The organism is Kaistella treverensis, from assembly GCF_900114045.1.
Taxonomy (GTDB): domain Bacteria; phylum Bacteroidota; class Bacteroidia; order Flavobacteriales; family Weeksellaceae; genus Kaistella; species Kaistella treverensis.
Genome location: NZ_FORQ01000001.1, coordinates 692,904 through 710,195, shown reverse-complemented (window position 1 = coordinate 710,195; position 17,292 = coordinate 692,904). Strand labels below are relative to the sequence as shown.

The 17,292-nt window shown below is 39.1% G+C and carries 17 protein-coding genes; 12 read left to right on the top strand and 5 right to left on the bottom strand.

Annotated elements, in window-relative coordinates; translation table 11 throughout:
- Positions 1-125 precede the first annotated feature (125 nt).
- Together pheT and BMZ55_RS03395 are read left to right on the top strand one after the other, a co-directional pair.
- Positions 126-2,525: a phenylalanine--tRNA ligase subunit beta gene (gene pheT, locus BMZ55_RS03400; protein ID WP_089818646.1), complete on the top strand. Its 2,400-nt coding sequence runs from the start codon at positions 126-128 to the stop codon at positions 2,523-2,525.
- 118 nt (positions 2,526-2,643) lie between these two features.
- Entirely contained in the window at positions 2,644-3,084 is a 441-nt protein-coding gene (locus tag BMZ55_RS03395) for an META domain-containing protein (RefSeq protein ID WP_089818644.1), read from the top strand.
- A gap of 62 nt (positions 3,085-3,146) precedes the next feature.
- Here BMZ55_RS03395 and BMZ55_RS03390 read toward each other — a convergent pair whose 3' ends face one another.
- From BMZ55_RS03390 to BMZ55_RS03375, 4 genes are all read right to left on the bottom strand, one after another.
- Positions 3,147-3,395, bottom strand: a complete 249-nt coding sequence (locus BMZ55_RS03390; protein WP_089819410.1) for a hypothetical protein — start codon at positions 3,393-3,395, stop codon at positions 3,147-3,149.
- 128 nt (positions 3,396-3,523) lie between these two features.
- Complete coding sequence (locus BMZ55_RS03385; protein ID WP_089818642.1) at positions 3,524-4,417, bottom strand: 3-hydroxybutyryl-CoA dehydrogenase; 894 nt, start codon at positions 4,415-4,417, stop codon at positions 3,524-3,526.
- 83 nt (positions 4,418-4,500) lie between these two features.
- A complete protein-coding gene (locus BMZ55_RS11530) occupies positions 4,501-5,319 on the bottom strand; it encodes a M23 family metallopeptidase (protein WP_089818640.1) in 819 nt (272 codons plus the stop codon).
- A gap of 75 nt (positions 5,320-5,394) precedes the next feature.
- Positions 5,395-6,357 (bottom strand): Gfo/Idh/MocA family protein, encoded by a 963-nt coding sequence (locus BMZ55_RS03375; protein WP_089818638.1) that lies wholly within the window; start codon positions 6,355-6,357, stop codon positions 5,395-5,397.
- 113 nt (positions 6,358-6,470) lie between these two features.
- Here BMZ55_RS03375 and BMZ55_RS03370 point away from each other — a divergent pair, with 113 nt between their 5' ends.
- The 6 genes from BMZ55_RS03370 (at position 6,471) to BMZ55_RS03345 (ending at position 13,433) form a co-directional block, all read left to right on the top strand.
- Positions 6,471-7,121: a protein-L-isoaspartate(D-aspartate) O-methyltransferase gene (locus BMZ55_RS03370; RefSeq protein WP_089818636.1), complete on the top strand. Its 651-nt coding sequence runs from the start codon at positions 6,471-6,473 to the stop codon at positions 7,119-7,121.
- Positions 7,122-7,568: a PH domain-containing protein gene (locus BMZ55_RS03365; RefSeq protein WP_089818634.1), complete on the top strand. Its 447-nt coding sequence runs from the start codon at positions 7,122-7,124 to the stop codon at positions 7,566-7,568.
- 239 nt (positions 7,569-7,807) lie between these two features.
- Positions 7,808-11,068 (top strand): cytochrome c biogenesis protein CcsA, encoded by a 3,261-nt coding sequence (ccsA, locus tag BMZ55_RS03360; RefSeq protein ID WP_089818632.1) that lies wholly within the window; start codon positions 7,808-7,810, stop codon positions 11,066-11,068.
- A 107-nt stretch (positions 11,069-11,175) separates the two neighbouring features.
- Positions 11,176-12,090, top strand: coding sequence for a ribonuclease Z (locus tag BMZ55_RS03355; protein ID WP_089818630.1), 915 nt, complete (start codon positions 11,176-11,178; stop codon positions 12,088-12,090).
- A 10-nt stretch (positions 12,091-12,100) separates the two neighbouring features.
- Positions 12,101-12,892 (top strand): TIGR02757 family protein, encoded by a 792-nt coding sequence (locus BMZ55_RS03350; RefSeq protein WP_089818628.1) that lies wholly within the window; start codon positions 12,101-12,103, stop codon positions 12,890-12,892.
- Between the two features lie 13 nt (positions 12,893-12,905).
- Positions 12,906-13,433 (top strand): coiled-coil domain-containing protein, encoded by a 528-nt coding sequence (locus BMZ55_RS03345; RefSeq protein ID WP_089818617.1) that lies wholly within the window; start codon positions 12,906-12,908, stop codon positions 13,431-13,433.
- A 45-nt stretch (positions 13,434-13,478) separates the two neighbouring features.
- On the opposite strand, the gene rsmA is transcribed toward BMZ55_RS03345, so the two are convergent.
- On the bottom strand, positions 13,479-14,249 hold the full coding sequence (gene rsmA / locus BMZ55_RS03340; protein WP_089818615.1) for a 16S rRNA (adenine(1518)-N(6)/adenine(1519)-N(6))-dimethyltransferase RsmA: 771 nt from the start codon (positions 14,247-14,249) through the stop codon (positions 13,479-13,481).
- 152 nt (positions 14,250-14,401) lie between these two features.
- Here rsmA and BMZ55_RS03335 point away from each other — a divergent pair, with 152 nt between their 5' ends.
- From BMZ55_RS03335 to truB, 4 genes are all read left to right on the top strand, one after another.
- A complete protein-coding gene (locus tag BMZ55_RS03335; protein WP_089818613.1) occupies positions 14,402-15,301 on the top strand; it encodes a cell division protein FtsX in 900 nt (299 codons plus the stop codon).
- A 1-nt stretch (position 15,302) separates the two neighbouring features.
- Complete coding sequence (locus BMZ55_RS03330; RefSeq protein WP_084060876.1) at positions 15,303-15,599, top strand: DUF3098 domain-containing protein; 297 nt, start codon at positions 15,303-15,305, stop codon at positions 15,597-15,599.
- A 70-nt stretch (positions 15,600-15,669) separates the two neighbouring features.
- Positions 15,670-16,482 (top strand): undecaprenyl-diphosphate phosphatase, encoded by an 813-nt coding sequence (locus BMZ55_RS03325; protein WP_089818611.1) that lies wholly within the window; start codon positions 15,670-15,672, stop codon positions 16,480-16,482.
- 104 nt (positions 16,483-16,586) lie between these two features.
- Positions 16,587-17,291: a tRNA pseudouridine(55) synthase TruB gene (truB, locus tag BMZ55_RS03320; RefSeq protein ID WP_089818609.1), complete on the top strand. Its 705-nt coding sequence runs from the start codon at positions 16,587-16,589 to the stop codon at positions 17,289-17,291.
- Position 17,292 lies beyond the last annotated feature (1 nt).

Below are 17,292 nucleotides of genomic sequence, written 5' to 3'. Positions count from 1 at the left end.
CAGATTGAGATTCAATATTTTTGAATCTCAATTTTTTTTTAACCTTCAGAATCACGATATTTGCCACTTTCTTATTTCAAAATTTTAATTGAAATCTGAATTATAATTTACAATTTACAACAGCAATGAAAATCTCTAATAACTGGCTTAAAGACTATATTTCTACGGATCTGAAAACCGAAAAAATTGGTGAATATCTTACCGACATCGGTTTGGAAGTGGAAGGAATTGAACAGTTCGAGTCTGTAAAAGGCAGTTTGCAAGGTATTGTCGTGGGCAAAATTTTAACCTGCGAAAAGCATCCGAATGCTGATAAATTAAAAGTAACTACTGTTGACATCGGTTCCGGAACGCCGTTGCATATTGTGTGTGGCGCACCGAATGTTGCTGCCGGACAAACCGTACCGGTTGCCACCGTTGGAACTACCATTTACAAAGGCGGCGAAAAACTGGTGATGAAAGAAGCCAAAATCCGTGGTGAAAAATCTCAGGGAATGATCTGTGCTGAAGACGAGTTGGGTTTAAGCGACGACCACGGCGGAATTATGATTTTGGATGAAACAAAATATGAAGTCGGAAAAAATTTCGCTGATTATTTTGAATTAAATAGTGACGCGGTTTACGAAATTGGGCTAACGCCGAACAGAACTGACGCAATGTCGCATTACGGAGTTGCGCGTGATCTGAATGCTTATTTATCTACACATCAGATAGCTTCTGATTTCCATAAAGTTGCTGAAAAACCTTTGGTAAGCGAAGGAAATCATTCCTTTAAAATTGAAATAGAAAATAGCGATTTAGCACCGAAATATTTAGGCGCAATCATCGAAAATGTGAAAGTTGAGACTTCACCGGATTGGTTGAAAACGCGTTTGCAGGCGATTGGTTTAAGCCCGATTAATAATATCGTGGACATCACCAATTATATTCTGCATTCCTTCGGGCAGCCGTTACACGCTTTCGATGCTGATAAAATCAGCGGAAAAAAAGTAAAAGTTGGTGTAAGCGCAACAGGCACAAAATTCACAACTTTAGATGGAGTGGAGCGCACGCTGAACGGCACCGAAATTATGATTAAAGACGGAAAAGATACACCCATGTGTCTTGCCGGCGTTTTTGGTGGCGCCACGTCTGGCGTTTCAGATTCTACGAAAACCATTTTTCTGGAAAGTGCTTATTTTAATCCGGTTGGAGTTCGGAAAGGTGCAAAATTTCATGCGCTGAATACCGATGCGTCATTCCGCTTTGAACGAGGCGTTGACCCGAATATGACCAAAATTGCTTTATCGCACGCGGTGAAACTCCTTGAAGAAATTGCGGGCGGAAATCTGGTTGGTGAAATTTTGGAAAATTATCCGACAAAAATTGAAGATCATTATATCATCTTAAGATTTTCAAAAATTGAGCAAATTCTCGGCATAAAAATCCATAAAGAAAAAATTAAAGAAATTTTAAAAGCTTTGGACATCGTTGTTTTAAACGAAATTCAAAACGGGCTGGAAATTTCTGTACCGCCATACCGCGCCGATGTTACGCGTGAAATTGATGTGATTGAAGAAATCATGCGGATTTACGGTTATAACAAAATAGATTTTCCACAAAAACTTTCATTTACGCCGGTAAAATTAAGCTTTAACGATCAGGATGCGTTGGAAAATTCCTGGGCGCGCACTTTGCAAAGCAACGGTTTTTACGAAGCGATGAACAATTCACTCACTTCGGTGAAAGATGAAACCAACGCGGTGAAAATTTTAAATCCTTTAAGCAGCGATTTGCAGTTTATGCGAAAATCTTTGTTGGAAGGTCTTTTGGAAAACGCGGATTATAATATCAAGCGGAAAAATCCGAACATTAAGTTTTTCGAACTCGGAAAAGTTTACCACAAAACTGAGAAATATGAAGAGCGCAAGCAGCTTGCGATTTTAGTTTCGGGCCGCGACGCTTTTGAAAACTGGCTTCAGCCAAAATCCTCTACCGATTTTTACCATTTAAAATCTTATGTGAAAATTTTGCTGGATTCGCTGCCGGTAGAACTTGAAGAAAAAGTGCTAGAAGATTCTCGCTTTTCCGATGTTGTTGAACTTTCTGTGGATGGTAAAACTTTAGCACGTTTAGGTAAAGTTTCACCAGAATTGCTTAAAGATGCGGACATCGACCAGGAATGTTTCTACGCCGAAATCGAGCTTGAATTCGCGCAGCAACTTCGCGCAAAAACCAATCTGAAATTCAAGGACATTCCTAAATTTAATAAAACGCGGAAAGATTTGGCTTTGTTGGTTGATAAAAATATTTCGTATGCTGATCTGTATAAATCCGCGCGGAAAAATCCATCAAAATATTTAAAAAGCATCAATCTTTTTGATGTGTACGAAGGCAAAAATTTACCGGAAGGTAAAAAATCTTACGCGATGAGTTTTGAATTGCTGAATGAAGAAAAAACCCTCGAAGACAAGGATATTTCTGAAGTGATGAATTCTTTAATTAACACTTTCAAAAAAGAATTTGCCGCCGAACTTCGTTCTTAATTCAAATTTAAAATCTAAAGCATCTTTCACTAGGATGCTTTTTTTTGTTGCATTAATAGCCTTCGTTCTCGCTCACTTCAAGATTATTTGCTTAAATTTGACTTACAAAATTTACAGAATGAAAGCATTTCAAAATTTCTCCGCTTTTCAGGTTGTCCGCAATATTTCGCTGGCGGTTGCATTTTCAGCAACAGTTGCGTCCTGTACAACAATGTCTTCTTCAAGATCGAAAGTTGGGACTTCGCAGGCGAATATTACCAATACAAAATGGACTTTGGCTGATGACGTAAAAGGTAAAAAACCGACATTGAATATAGAATCAGCTAGAATCACGGGAAATGGCGGCTGTAACAGCTATTTCGGAGATTTGATGCTGGAGCCGACGGTTGGAAATTTTTCTACAAAAAATATCGGTTCCACTAAAATGGCGTGCGAAAATATGAGCGTTGAAAGCAACTTTTTCAGCATGTTGGGCGAAACTACAAAGTACGTGGTAAACGGAAATACGTTGGAACTTTATAAAGATAATTTACTGCTTTTGAAATTTACGAAACAGTAAATTTTTTAAAAAAAAGGCAATATAACGGCAAAAAAAAAGGAACTCAAATGAGTCCCTTTTTTTTATTCTTCGTCTTCTTCTTCTTCTTCATCATATTTCGCGAGCTCTTCGTCGCACCATTTGAAGGCAGCTTCTACAACCTTGGTTGCTTCATCAGCTACGGTTTCTTCGTCGTCACCGTCGAGGTCATCGAACCATTCAACTTCTTCTTCCTCAACATTCAATACAAATCTTGGATACTCCGTGTGTACCACAAATAAATCTTCAGGAAAATCTGAATTGTCTGCTAATAAAAATTTTGGTAATTTCATTTTTCTTATGTTTAAAACTGGTTCAAAGGTAATCATTTTAATTGAAAACATTTCTGCGAAATTTTCTAAAAATTGGTCGAAATAAGGCCGAAAAAATGTTTTCTAATTTTGCTGAAACTCGTGATTTTTTATTTCAAAAACATTTTAGAAACCTTTTCTGCTTTTTTGCTTTCGGCGTAATCATAGAAGCCTTCACCCGATTTTACACCGAGTTTTCCGGCCGTCACCATATTTACCAACAAAGGATTTGGCGCGTATTTCGGATTTTTAAAACCATCGTACATAACATTTAAAATCGCAAGGCAAACGTCCAAACCGATAAAATCTGCAAGCTGAAGTGGTCCCATCGGATGCGCCATTCCGAGTTTCATCACGGTATCAATTTCTTCCACGCCAGCAACGCCGTTGTACAAAGTTTCGATGGCTTCATTAATCATCGGCATCAAAATTCTGTTCGCTACAAAACCCGGATAATCGTTCACTTCGGTCGGAGTTTTTCCTAAAGTTTTGCTCATTTCGAAAATTTCGTTGAAAGTTTCTTTGGAAGTAGAGTAGCCTTTGATGATTTCCACCAATTTCATAATTGGCACCGGATTCATGAAATGCATGCCGATCACTTTTTCCGGTCTTGAAGTTACCGACGCAATTTTGGTGATTGAAATTGATGAAGTATTGGTTGCCAAAATACAGTTTTGCGGCGCGAGTTCATCCATTTGTTTGAAAATTTTCAGTTTCAAATCGAGGTTTTCGGTGGCGGCTTCTACGATTAAATCAGCGTCGCCGGCAGCATCTTCCAGTTTGGTGAAAGTGGAAATTTGGCCTAAAGTGCCGGTTTTTTCTGCTTCGGTTAAACTTCCTTTGGTGATCATCCGGTCAAGATTTGCGGTGATGGTTTTTAAACCTTTATGCAAAGCTTCATCGGAAACATCTACCAGTTTTACCTGAAATCCCTTCTGCGCAAATGTGTGTGCAATACCATTTCCCATGGTTCCGGCACCGATAACTACAATATTTTTACTCATATTTTTAAGTGATTGAGATTTTAAATTTCTCTTATTTATTTTTAAATTTTACCGGCTTTATAGACCTTTTTTTTGATTATTTTCTAATAGTTTTTGGTGTAGGTTTTTCCCTGAACTAAAAGCTCCGCAGCGCTGTCCGAAGTTTTAAATTTTGTTTTAATGTACGTCCGCGAACCGTCAACGTGGTTGATGAAAACGCCAAAATGCAAATGTGGTCCACTGGAAAAACCCGTATTTCCGCTTAAACCGATGAGTTGGTTTTGCGCCACAGCATCGCCTTTTTTTACGAGCGCACCTTTATATTTCAGGTGTACATAATCCGCGAAAGTGCCGTCGCTGTGCATGACGGTGATTTTATTATTAAACTCCACACATTTGAATTCCGGGCAATTCGCCGTGTTATTGTCAACAACGCTGACCACAATTCCGTCGCGCGCGGCTAAAATTTTGTCGCCAATTTTTAAATCAAAATCAAGCGCTGAAGTGTTCTGATGAGAAAATTTGCCATTATAACCCTGAAAAATTAAATGGGATTCGCCGGTCGGAAAAGGCAGGGAATACACGTGATTCTCATCAAAATTTTCCTGTAAAGAATTTCCGAAATTAAACATCGTGGAATACGAAAACTGGTTGGCTTCGCTCGGTATTATGGTCGTGAGCTTCGCAATTAAGAATCTGTTGGTTTTCGCCGGAATTACCACAATTGATTTGTTTTCCAGACTCGATGTGAAATTTTTCAGTTTAAAATCAAACTGCGCGGACATTGGCATTACTTCATGATTATCGGCGTAAATAAAAACCTCACGATTGATAATTTCATTATAAAACCTGACGTCCCATTTCTGTTGTGAAAACAGAAAAAAATGGCAAAAAAGCAGGTAAAAAGTGAATAGTTTTTTCATTTAAAAGTCATTGCGAGGAATGAGGCATGAATGACGAAGCAATCATCAGAATTAGCATATTAGCATATTTTCAAATTAACTAATTAATCTTACAATTTCCAGCGCCACTTTCAAAGCTTCGGTGCCGTCTTCAAGCGAAACTTCCACTTTTTTATTTTCGGTGATCGCTGTGGCGAAACTTTCAAGCTCATCCAAAATCGCATTATTTGGCTGAATATTCGGATATTCAAAAATAATCTGATTTTTTTTGCCTTCCGCATTTTCGATAATCATATCAAAATCGCTCGGATTTTCCGGTGCCGGCTTCATGCGTATAACTTCAGCTTTTTTCTCCAGAAAATCCACCGAAATATAAGCGTCCTGCTGGAAAAACCTTGATTTCCGCATGGCTTTCATCGAAATTCTAGACGTCGTTAAATTCGCTACACAACCATTTTCAAATTCAATTCGCGCATTGCAGATGTCCGGAGACTTTGAAACTACAGAAACGCCGCTGGCGTGTATGTTTTTCACCTTTGATTTTACAATCGACAGCAAAATATCCAGGTCGTGAATCATTAAATCCAAAACCACCGAAACGTCCGTCCCGCGCGGATTAAACTCCGCAAGCCGGTGAATTTCGATAAACATGGGATTTTTAATATAATCTTTGGAACCGATGAAGGCAGGGTTGTATCTTTCAACATGGCCAACCTGCGCATGAATATTGAATTCGCGGCATTTGTAGAGAAGTTCTTCCGCCTGTTTTAAAGTCTGCGTTACGGGTTTTTCGATGAAGAAATGAATGCGTTTTTCAATCGCCTTCATGGCGTAATCGTAGTGGTAGAGAGTTGGCGTTACAATGTCGAGCATTTCAATTTCTGCCAGCAAATCATCGAAATTTTCGAAATAACGGTAACCGAATTCTTTTTCGAGTTTTCTGCCGTTGTCTGCATCCGCGTCATGAAAACCGATCAGGTCGTATTTTTCGGATTGCTGCAATAATTTGAGATGGATTTTTCCTAGATGCCCCGCGCCAACTAACCCTGCTTTAAGCATAAATTACTAATTTCGGTAAAGATAAAAAAAGAAGTTAAAAGCCAGAAACCAGAAGGTAGAAAATTCTAAATTCTAAATTCTCTTTTCTAAGTTCTAATTCCTATTTTTGCTACATGCAGGATTCTTACGTTCACAAAGGAAAGCGGAAAATATTGGTGGATTATCTCCGGAATAAAATCGGGATTAATGATGAAAAAGTGCTTTCTGCAATTAATATGGTACCGCGGCATCTTTTTCTGGAAAGCGTTTTCGAAGATTATGCGTATGAAGATCGCGCTTTTCCCATTTTGGCGCATCAAACCATTTCGCATCCGTCCACCGTTGCGGAACAAACGGCGCTTCTGGAGCTTAAAGAAAAAGAAAAAGTGCTTGAAATCGGTACCGGTTGTGGTTATCAAACCGCGGTATTGGTTGCTTTAAATGCGACGGTTTACACCATCGAAAGACAGAAAGAACTGCATGAATTTGCTCAGAAAAAACTCCGCGAACTGCGTCTGCGACCAAAATTTCAAAGTTTTGGTGACGGTTTTTTAGGTTTGCCCACTTTTGCACCTTTCGATAAAATTTTGGTTACCTGCGGTGCTGAAGTTTTACCGACGGAGCTATTACACCAACTTAAAATTGGTGGAAAAATGGTGATTCCGTTAGGAAAAACCGATGAACAGATTTTAATGCGATTTACCAAAAAATCTGAACGTGAGTTTGAACGGGAAGAATTTGGTGCCTATAAATTTGTACCGATGTTGAACGATACCAATCATTAAATGAGTAAAATAATCGTTTTCAAAACCAAGCTTGGCAAGAAATTTTTTGTCATAAATTTCGCAATTCTTGCTATGCTGTTATTTTTTTTAATCGCAAAATGGTTTTTCGAAATCGAGCAATCAATATTTATAATAGGTTTAGCATTCTGTACTGGCGCTTTTCTTTATGTACTCACAAGTTTCTTGTTTTTAAAACTAATCATTAAAGGAAACTTTTTAATCGTTTATTGGTTTTTTAATCTATACGAGGTGGATATCAAAACAATTACGACCATAGAAATAGGTAAGACAATGTGGGTCGGCTTTCACAAACACGGAACTGCTACCAAAGGATTAACAATTTCTTCAAAATTCAAGAATGATCTTTACATTACGCCACAAAATGAGGAAACCTTTCTTCATAATTTGATTGAAATTAATCCCAACATCATTTGCAAAAAATATTGAAGTATTTTTGATGAGTGTTCTCTCAGAAATCAAAAATTTGCCCTTTTAACGGCAAATTTTTTTTGTGACCGTTTGGCTAATAAATGTCATTTTATTTAATTTAAAAAAGACTGGGCAAATTCGCTCATTCAAATTATACGTTGTATTTTTGCAAGCGTTCAGATTTATTCTAAATAAAATCAAGCTGTGGCGAAAAAAATACGTCTTCAGCCAAAAAAAATAAAAATTTATTGATTCTCATGAAAAAACTTCAAGATATCATTATTTCGACCAGGACGATGGCGGTTCTCCTTTTAGTTTATGCTTTCGCAATGGCCCGCGCCACCTTTCTCGAAAATGATTACGGAACACCAACTGCAAAAGCTTTGATTTACGAAGCGAAATGGTTTGAAGTTTTAATGCTCTGGCTGATTCTTAACTTTATTGGAAATATTGGACGTTATCGCCTTTGGAGACGCGAAAAATGGCCGGTTTTGGTTTTTCACCTTTCCTTTGTTTTAATTTTTCTGGGTGGTGCAGTAACGCGATACATCAGTTTTGAAGGAATTATGCACATTCGCGAAGGCGAAACTTCGAATGAAATTGTGACCGACAAAAATTTCTTTAAAATTCAAATTGAAGAAAAGGGTGATGTGCTGAATTATCAGGATGTGCCATACATGATGTCGCCACTTCACAAAAATTTTAACGCAAGCTACGATTACCACGGCAAAAAGATTTCCGTGAAAACCGTGGATTATATTCAAAGAAAAAAAGACAGTTTGGTACTAGATCCGGCAGGAACAGAATACTTACACATCGTTTCTACAGGACAAAACGGCCGCGAAAATATTTATATCAAACCGGGCGATTCCAAACTGGTGAACGGAACTTTGGTTTCCTTCAACAGAGCAATTGACGGCGCAGTGGAATTTAATAATACCAACGGAACTTTGCTCATCAAAACTCCGGTTGAGGCAGAATATATGACGATGGCGACGCAGGCAAAAGGAACAACGAAGAAAGATGAATATCAGCCTTTGGTTTTGCGGAGTTTATACACTGTAAATGACCTGAAACTTGTCGTTCCCGAAGGTTTGGCGAAAGGAAAACTCATCGCTTATGAAGGTGACCGTAAAAAAGATAAAGATGTTTCGGATAATTTGCGTGTAGAACTACAAGGGCCAAAATCGAAATTATTGGTTGATTTGCCGGTAGAAAAAGGAAATCCAAACGCGTTTAAACAGGTGACTTTGGACGGAATGAATATTATTTTAGGTTTCGGTCCGAAAGTTTATACGACGCCTTTTTCCTTGAAATTAGATGATTTTGTAATGGAAACTTATCCGGGAAGTTCTTCGCCAAGTGCTTATGAAAGCCATGTTCAGATCATTGACAAAGGAAAACAAACGCCTTACAAAATTTATATGAATCACGTTTTGAACCACGGTGGCTACCGGTTTTTCCAGGCGAGTTTCGATCCGGACCGACAGGGAACCGTACTTTCTGTAAACCACGATTTCTGGGGAACACTGATTACTTACATTGGTTATTTCTTCCTGTTTGGTGGAATGTTTGTGATTTTCTTCTGGAAAGGAACACATTTCTGGAAACTGAATTCAATGTTGAAAAACGTGAGCAAAAGAAAAGCAGCGACCGTACTTTTGGTTTTAATGACGTTGAACTTCAATGCACAAAAAATCGAAACACACGGAACTACCGACGGTTCAGGTGAAATAACACATTCTGCTGATGACGGACACGGTCACGGCGCCGCAGATTTATTGACCGCGGAACCAACACCAAAAAAACCACAAAATTCTTTGGCTTTAAGATCGCCAACGCCAATTACCGCTGATGTGATAATTGCAAAAAATACAATTGATAAAGAACACGCAGACAAATTCGGATATTTATTGGTTCAGAATTACGAAGGCCGAATTGTTCCGATGAACACCCAGGCTTTGGACGTTCTGAGAAAACTGTACAAAAAAGATGCATTCCGCGGAACTGATGGAAAATCACTTACCGCAAACCAGTGGTTTCTATCAATAAATACGGATACTGCAAGCTGGACGATGGTTCCTTTAATTAAAGTTGGAACCAAAGGTGGCGATGAACTAAAGAAAAAAACCAAAGCAAATGAAGAGGGTTACACCGCGTTGATGTCCCTTTTCCCAGCTGATGAAACTGGTGCTTTGCATTATGTTTTAGAAGAAGATTATCAGGAAGCTTTCCGTAAAAAACCGGCAGACCAAACGAATTACGACAAAGAAGTAATTGCTGTAAATGACCGTGTTCAGGCTTTCAATGAGTTTTTCAGCGGACAGTTTATGCGCATCGTTCCGGTACAGAATGATCCAAACAATACGTGGCATTCGTGGTTAGACCAAAATTTCGAACCGGATATGGAATCCCAGAAAGTAATGGGACCTTATTTCAGCGAAGTTTTATCGGCGCAAAAATCAGGAAACTGGGCAAAAGCTGATGCTGAACTTGCAAAACTGGAACAGTACCAAAAAACCTGGGGGAAAAATGTAGTGCCAAGTGAGTCAAAAGTTAAGCTGGAAGTTTTGATGAATAAAGCAAACATCAACTTTTATTTATTGATGTTTTATTCGGTAATTGGTGGTTTACTCTTGCTTTTAGGTTTCATCGAATTGTTTAAACCGAATAAGATTTTAAATAAAACGATCAAAGGATTAATTCTTCTTGGGTTGGTAGGTTATTTTCTTCAATTTTTAGGTTTGGTTGGTAGATGGTATATTTCAGGTCATGCACCTTGGAGTAACGGTTACGAAGCAATTATTTTCATTTCGTGGGTCGGTATAACCGCAGGTTTACTACTATACCGAAACTCGAACGCGCTTATTCCGGCAGCAGGATTTATGGTTGCGGTAATCATGATGGGCTTTGCGCACGGTGGCTCGGCACTTGATCCGCAAATTACGCCGCTTGTTCCTGTATTGAAATCTTACTGGTTAATTATTCACGTCGCGATTATCACCTCGAGTTACGGTTTCTTCGGACTTTCCATGGTGATCGCGATGATTGTGCTTTTCTTCTATATTTTCTCCAACAAAGAGATTTATAAATTACATAACGAAACTACAATTAAAGAATTGACCATCGTTTCGGAAATGTCGCTGACGATTGGACTTTATGCTTTAACTGTCGGTACATTTTTAGGTGGAATCTGGGCAAATGAATCCTGGGGAAGATACTGGAGCTGGGACCCGAAAGAAACCTGGGCGTTTATTTCGGTAATGGTTTACGCATTTGTTCTACACATGCGTTTGGTTCCAGGCTTGCGCGGCAGGTGGGCTTTCCATGTTGCTGCTTTATTCGCCATAAGCAGTATCGTGATGACGTATTTCGGAGTGAATTATTACCTCACAGGTTTGCACTCTTACGCCGCAGGCGATCCAATTCCGGTTCCGGCTTGGGTGTATATCGGCACTGCATTTATGTTTGCACTGGCCATCATTTCTTATCTGAAATACAGAACTTTGAAAAAATAAAAACAAAATCCCGAAAATATCATTCGGGATTTTTTCTTCGCTAAAAAGAATATTTTAAAATCATTTAATATTCCTTATTTTTGGGAAAATAAAATTTTACCTGCATTTTGAGCACTTTTCTTACGATTCTCGGTTTTAATTCTGCCATTCCAACGGTGAATTCTGCGCCTACCGCGCAGTTTCTCGAGATGGACGAACGCAGTTTTCTCATCGATTGCGGTGAAGGAACTCAGGTGCAATTAAGGAAGGCAAAAGTGCGTTTTTCGAAGGTGAACCACATTTTTATTTCGCATCTGCACGGTGACCATTGCTTTGGTTTGCCGGGTTTAATCGCCTCTTTTCGGCTGCTTGGCAGAGAAACTCCTCTTCATGTTTATGGACCGCTCGGAATTAAAGAAATGCTCGAAACCATTTTTCGGTTAAGCGAAACGCACCGCGGTTTTGAGGTTGTTTACCATGAACTTCAAAGTAAGGAATCTGAAAAAATCTATGAGGATAACAGGCTGGAGGTTTTCACCATTCCGCTGAAACATAGAATTTATTGCAATGGTTATCTGTTCCGCGAAAAACCGAAAGAGCGACACCTAAATATGGCAGAAGTTTCCAAATATCCGGAAATTGAAACCTGCGATTACCAAAATCTGAAAAACGGAAAAGATTTTATTTTAAGCGACGGTTATGTACTGAAAAACGAAATTTTAACCAAAGAGCCGTCAAAATCTGTCTCGTACGCTTTTTGCAGCGACACCAGATACACCGAACAAATTTTGCCTTTAATAAATGAAGTTGATGTGTTGTACCACGAATCAACCTTTCTTCATGATTTGAAAGAAATGGCAGATTACACCGGACACACAACCGCGCTGGAAGCCGCTCGAATTGCGCGAAAAGCAAATGTCGGCAGATTGATCCTTGGACATTTTTCAAACCGCTACCACGATTTGAATGTTTTTTTAAATGAAGCACGCGAAGTTTTCCCGAACACCGAATTGCCAAAAGCGCTGCAACCGGTTCAGATTTAATTTTTTTTGAATGGAAAACGCGGAAAAAAATTTTGCTGATGAAGCTTTTTTAAAAGAATTCCTCGACGAAAAAGCAGATTTTTACAATAATACGGATTTTATAAAGGACGACCCAATCCAGATTCCGCATCGTTTTTCATTGAAGCAGGATATCGAAATTTCGGGCTTTTTAACGGCAACAATTTCCTGGGGAAACCGAAAATCCATCATCAATGATGCTGAAAAAATTCTTTCCTGGATGGGAAATTCACCGCACGATTTTATCCTGAATTACACGGAAAGGGATTTTGAAAAATTTAATCATCAGTCGGTTCACCGAACTTTCAACAAAGAAGATTTAAAATATTTTACCGAAAGTCTGCAACGGCTTTACCGGAAAAATTCGTCGCTTGAAGAGCTTTTTTTTCTGAAACTGCACGAAACAAATTTTTACCACAGTTTTGCACGTTTCCGCTCGGAATTTTTTCAAAATGATGAAACGCACCGCAGCATGAAGCATGTAAGTTCCACCTACAAAAATTCGTCCGCAAAACGGCTGATGATGTTTCTGCGCTGGATGGTAAGACAGGACAAAAAAGGTGTAGATTTCGGGCTTTGGCAAAACATCAATCCGAAATATCTTTCCGTTCCGCTGGATGTGCACACCGGAAATATTTCCCGCAAACTGAACCTAATTTCGCGAAAGCAAAATGACTGGAAAACCGTAGAAGAAATGGATCTTATTTTACGTAAATTCGATGCAGTTGATCCCGCCAAATATGACTTCGCGCTTTTCGGTTTAGGCGTTTCCAAAGACTTTTAAAAATGTTGAAAAAATGAAGACGAGAGAAGAAAAAAACAAAGAAAAAGTAGATTTTTTGGTCCGCGTCACCGATGGTGTCATGTGGTGGATTGGCTCCATTCCTTCGCTTATCGTACATTCGGTGTTGTTTTTAACGGCTTTTTTGCTGCCGGTTTTCGGTGTGGTGGAATTTGACAAAATGCTTTTGGTTTTAACCACGGTTTTGTCACTCGAAGCAATATATCTCGCCATTTTCATTCAAATGTCGGTCAACAGAAGTCAGGAACACATTGAAGATTTGAAGGAAGACGTCAATGAAATTCAGGAAGATATTGAAGATATCCAGGAAGACATCGAAGAAATCAGCGAAGATATCGATGATATTCAGGAAGATATCGAAGACATCGCCGAAGAAGAAGACGATGAAGACCACAGTGAGCGCGCTAAAAACGTGATGCTGAAAAGTAATGTAGCGACAAATAAAACGCAGATTACTTCATTAAAATCTAAAATCGCCACGCTGGAGCAGCTTTTAGAAGAACTGAAAAAAGAGGACAAATAACCGCCAAAAAATAAAAACCATTTCAGCATTAAATGGTTTTTTAGTTTACAAGTTTGATTTCCATAGAATGGTGAAATCTATAAAATCTTTCACCGATAATTCTTCCGCTCTTTTTGCCATAAATTCATGATTTAGCAAAGCCTCCGGAATATTTAAAATTTTGAGGGAATTCGACAGTTTTTTCCGTCTTTGTCCAAAACCTGCTTTTACAATTTGCTTGAATAAAATTTCATTTCCTGTCAGACCAGCTTTCGGATTTCTGGTGAGTCTTATAACGCCGGATTTCACTTTTGGTGGCGGATTGAAAACGTTTTCATGAACGGTGAAAAGATATCTCACATCGTAAAGCGCCTGAACCAGAACAGACAAAATTCCGTAATCTTTGGTGCGTGGCACAGCGGCGGTGCGTTCTGCAACTTCCTTTTGAAACATTCCGACCATTTCGGGCACATTTTCGTAAAAATCAATGATTTTAAATAAAATCTGCGAAGAAATATTGTACGGGAAATTTCCGATTATCGAAACTTCACCACCGAAAGTTTCAGCTATATCAATTTTCAGGAAATCGCCTACAAAATGCGCGTCATCCAGCGTCGGATAATTCTTCAGTAAATATTGAATTGACTCTGTATCGATTTCCGCCAGGAAAAGTTCAGTGTTTTTTTCCAGAATATATTTCGTCAGCACGCCCATTCCGGGACCCACTTCCAGCGTTTTGCTTCCGGTTTTATACGTAAGACCTTCTACAATGTTTTTGGCAATATTTTCATCCGTCAGAAAATGCTGACCCAAATGTTTCTTCGCTCTTACGCTCATGGAAGATTTTTTTTGATAATTAAAAAGGCGCTGAAAACCTTTAAATAAAAGGTTTTGCAGAAATGGCTTTAAGTTTTTTTTAACACCTATTTTCCGCGTTTCTCCGCAAATTACGGAAGTTTTTTTCTATTTTAGCAGAAATTTTTTAATTAATGGCTAAGACAGTTGAGGATTTTAACAAGAGACGACTTCGCTCCAGCAATATTACCGTAGTTATCAGCATCGCGTTGGTTTTATTTTTACTGGGTTTGATGGGGCTTATTTTGATCAACGCTCAAAAGTATTCCGATTATATCAAAGAGCAATTGGTGGTTAATGCTTACTTCGATGAAAATTACGACGTAAAGGATTCCGTTAAAATTGTGAAACAGGAACAGGAAGCTTTTAAAAAAATTCAGACTTTAGCACCTGTGAAAAGAGCCACTTATATTTCGCGAGAAATGGCGGCTGAAGAGGCCCGAAAAAGCATGGGAATTGAAAGCAGCGCGCTTTTCGAAGAAAATATTTTCCCGTCTTCGGTTGAAGTTGCTTTGAAACCGGAATATGTTGATCCCGCGAAAATTGATGAAGCCATCAAACAGATAAAATCTACCAAAGGCATCACCGATGTTAAAAATAACAGTACGCTGATGGTGGAAGTTTACAACAACCTGAACAATATTTTAAAATGGATTTTAGGATTTTCTGTGCTGTTTTTAATACTTGCCGTTGTGCTGATTAACAACTCCATCCGCTTGAAAATATTCTCAAAAAGATTCATCATCAAAACCATGCAGCTTGTTGGTGCAAAACGGCGTTTTATATTGAAACCGTTTATCAAAGAAGCCATCATTCTTGGTGTTATCGGCGCGGTTTTGGGCTTGGCGGTTTTGTTTGGCGCTTGGTATTATTTCATCACCCAAATAGGGACACCGTTTGCGCAGGACAATAACCAGCTGATCATTCTGGTTGTTTGCATATTCTTTGGTGGAATTTTAATTACCGTTTTAAGCACTATTTTTGCAACATGGAGATTCTTACGTTCTAATGTAGATGACCTTTATTATTCATAAAATGAGCAAAAAACACCAAAATAACGCCGAAAAAATTTACACCGAACCGGCTAAAGAAAACATCGGTTTCTACTTCGGCCGCGAAAATTACAAATGGATGCTCATTGGGCTTGCTTTGATTTTGCTCGGATTTCTCCTGATGATGGGCGCTGATGCCAATACCGTAGACGGAAAATTCGATCCTAACGCTTGGAACGAATCTATTTTTTCCATCCGCCGAATTCGCATTGCACCGCTGTTGGTGGTAGCAGGTTTCGCGGTAGAAGTATACGCGATTCTTAAAAGAAATAAGGCGTAAAAACACTGAAATTTTCCGTTTTGCCTGAGCTTTAAACTCGGGCAAAATTTTTATAATCATACAATTTTTCATGGATTTATTTAAAGCAATTCTTATTGCAATCATCGAAGGACTTACCGAATTTTTACCGGTTTCTTCCACTGCACACATGATTTTTACCAGTTCACTTTTTGGCATTCAGGAAGATGAATTCGTAAAAATGTTCCAGGTTTCCATTCAGTTTGGGGCCATTCTGGCGGTGGTTTTTCTGTACTGGAAAAAGTTTTTCGATTTCAAAAACATTCACTTTTATTTCAAACTCGCGCTTGCGGTAATTCCGGCGCTCGTTTTGGGGAAATTATTTGATGATAAAATTGAAGCTGTTCTCGGTGATCCCGTTCCAATAGCGATTGTATTGATTTTGGGTGGCGTCGTTTTGCTTTTCATAGACAAACTTTTCAAAGTTCACACGGTGGACGACGAAAAAGACATTTCGTATAAAAGCGCCCTGCTCATCGGATTTTGGCAATGTCTGGCGATGATGCCGGGAACCAGCCGAAGTGCCGCCTCAATTATCGGCGGAATGCAGCAGAAACTTACGCGTAAAGCAGCTGCCGAATTTTCGTTTTTTCTGGCTGTTCCTACCATGCTGGCGGTTACGGCATATTCTGTCTTTTTAAAAGACTGGAATCATGCCGGAGCCACGCAAAAAGGGTACGAATTGCTTATGCAGGGCAACAATTTGATGCTCTTCGCGGTCGGAAATATTGTGGCGTTTATCGTGGCGGTTTTGGCAATTAAATTTTTCATAGGCGTACTTACAAAATACGGTTTCAAGCCTTGGGGCTGGTACCGCATCATCGTGGGAATAGTGCTTTTAATTTATTTTACGCAGTTTCAGTAGATTTTTTGGGCAGCTTTTTCCGCCCTCCTTTCCCTCCCGATTTTACATCGGGATCCACTCAGGTCGGGCTGCAGATTTCGCTTTTTTAGCTATTATTTTTTAAAATGACAGACACTGATTTTTTAGAAGGCCAAATCATTCTCCTCGACAAACCGCTGGATTGGACGAGTTTTCAGGCGGTAAATAAGTTGAAATACAAACTGAAAAGCGAATTCAACCTGCCGAAAAAATTCAAGATCGGCCACGCCGGAACTTTAGATCCTCGCGCTACGGGACTTTTAATCGTCTGCACCGGAAAATTCACCAAAATAATCCCCGAAATTCAGGACGCACCAAAAGAATATCACGCCGAAATAAAAATCGGTGTACAGACCGAATCTTACGATACCGAAAAACCGGAAATTTTTCCTCAAGACATTTCCGGTATTACCGAAAATCACATTACCGAAACTTTAGCTAAATTTATCGGTGAAATCGACCAGAAACCGCCGGTTTTCTCCGCCATCAAAATTGATGGAAACCGCGCCTATGATTTAGCGCGCAAAGGAAAAGAAGTCGAAATGAAATCCCGAAAAATCACCATCAATTACATTGAAAATATTGAAATTGATTTACCGTTTGTACGTTTCACCGTAGGCTGTTCCAAAGGAACTTATATCCGCAGTTTGGCCCACGACATTGGTCAGGAATTAGGCGTCGGCGCGTATCTGACCAATTTAAGACGAACCAAAATCGGTGAATATTCCATCGAAAACGCCAGCTCCGAATATTTGGAAAATGACTACAGTTTTCAGAACTTTAAAAAGTAAA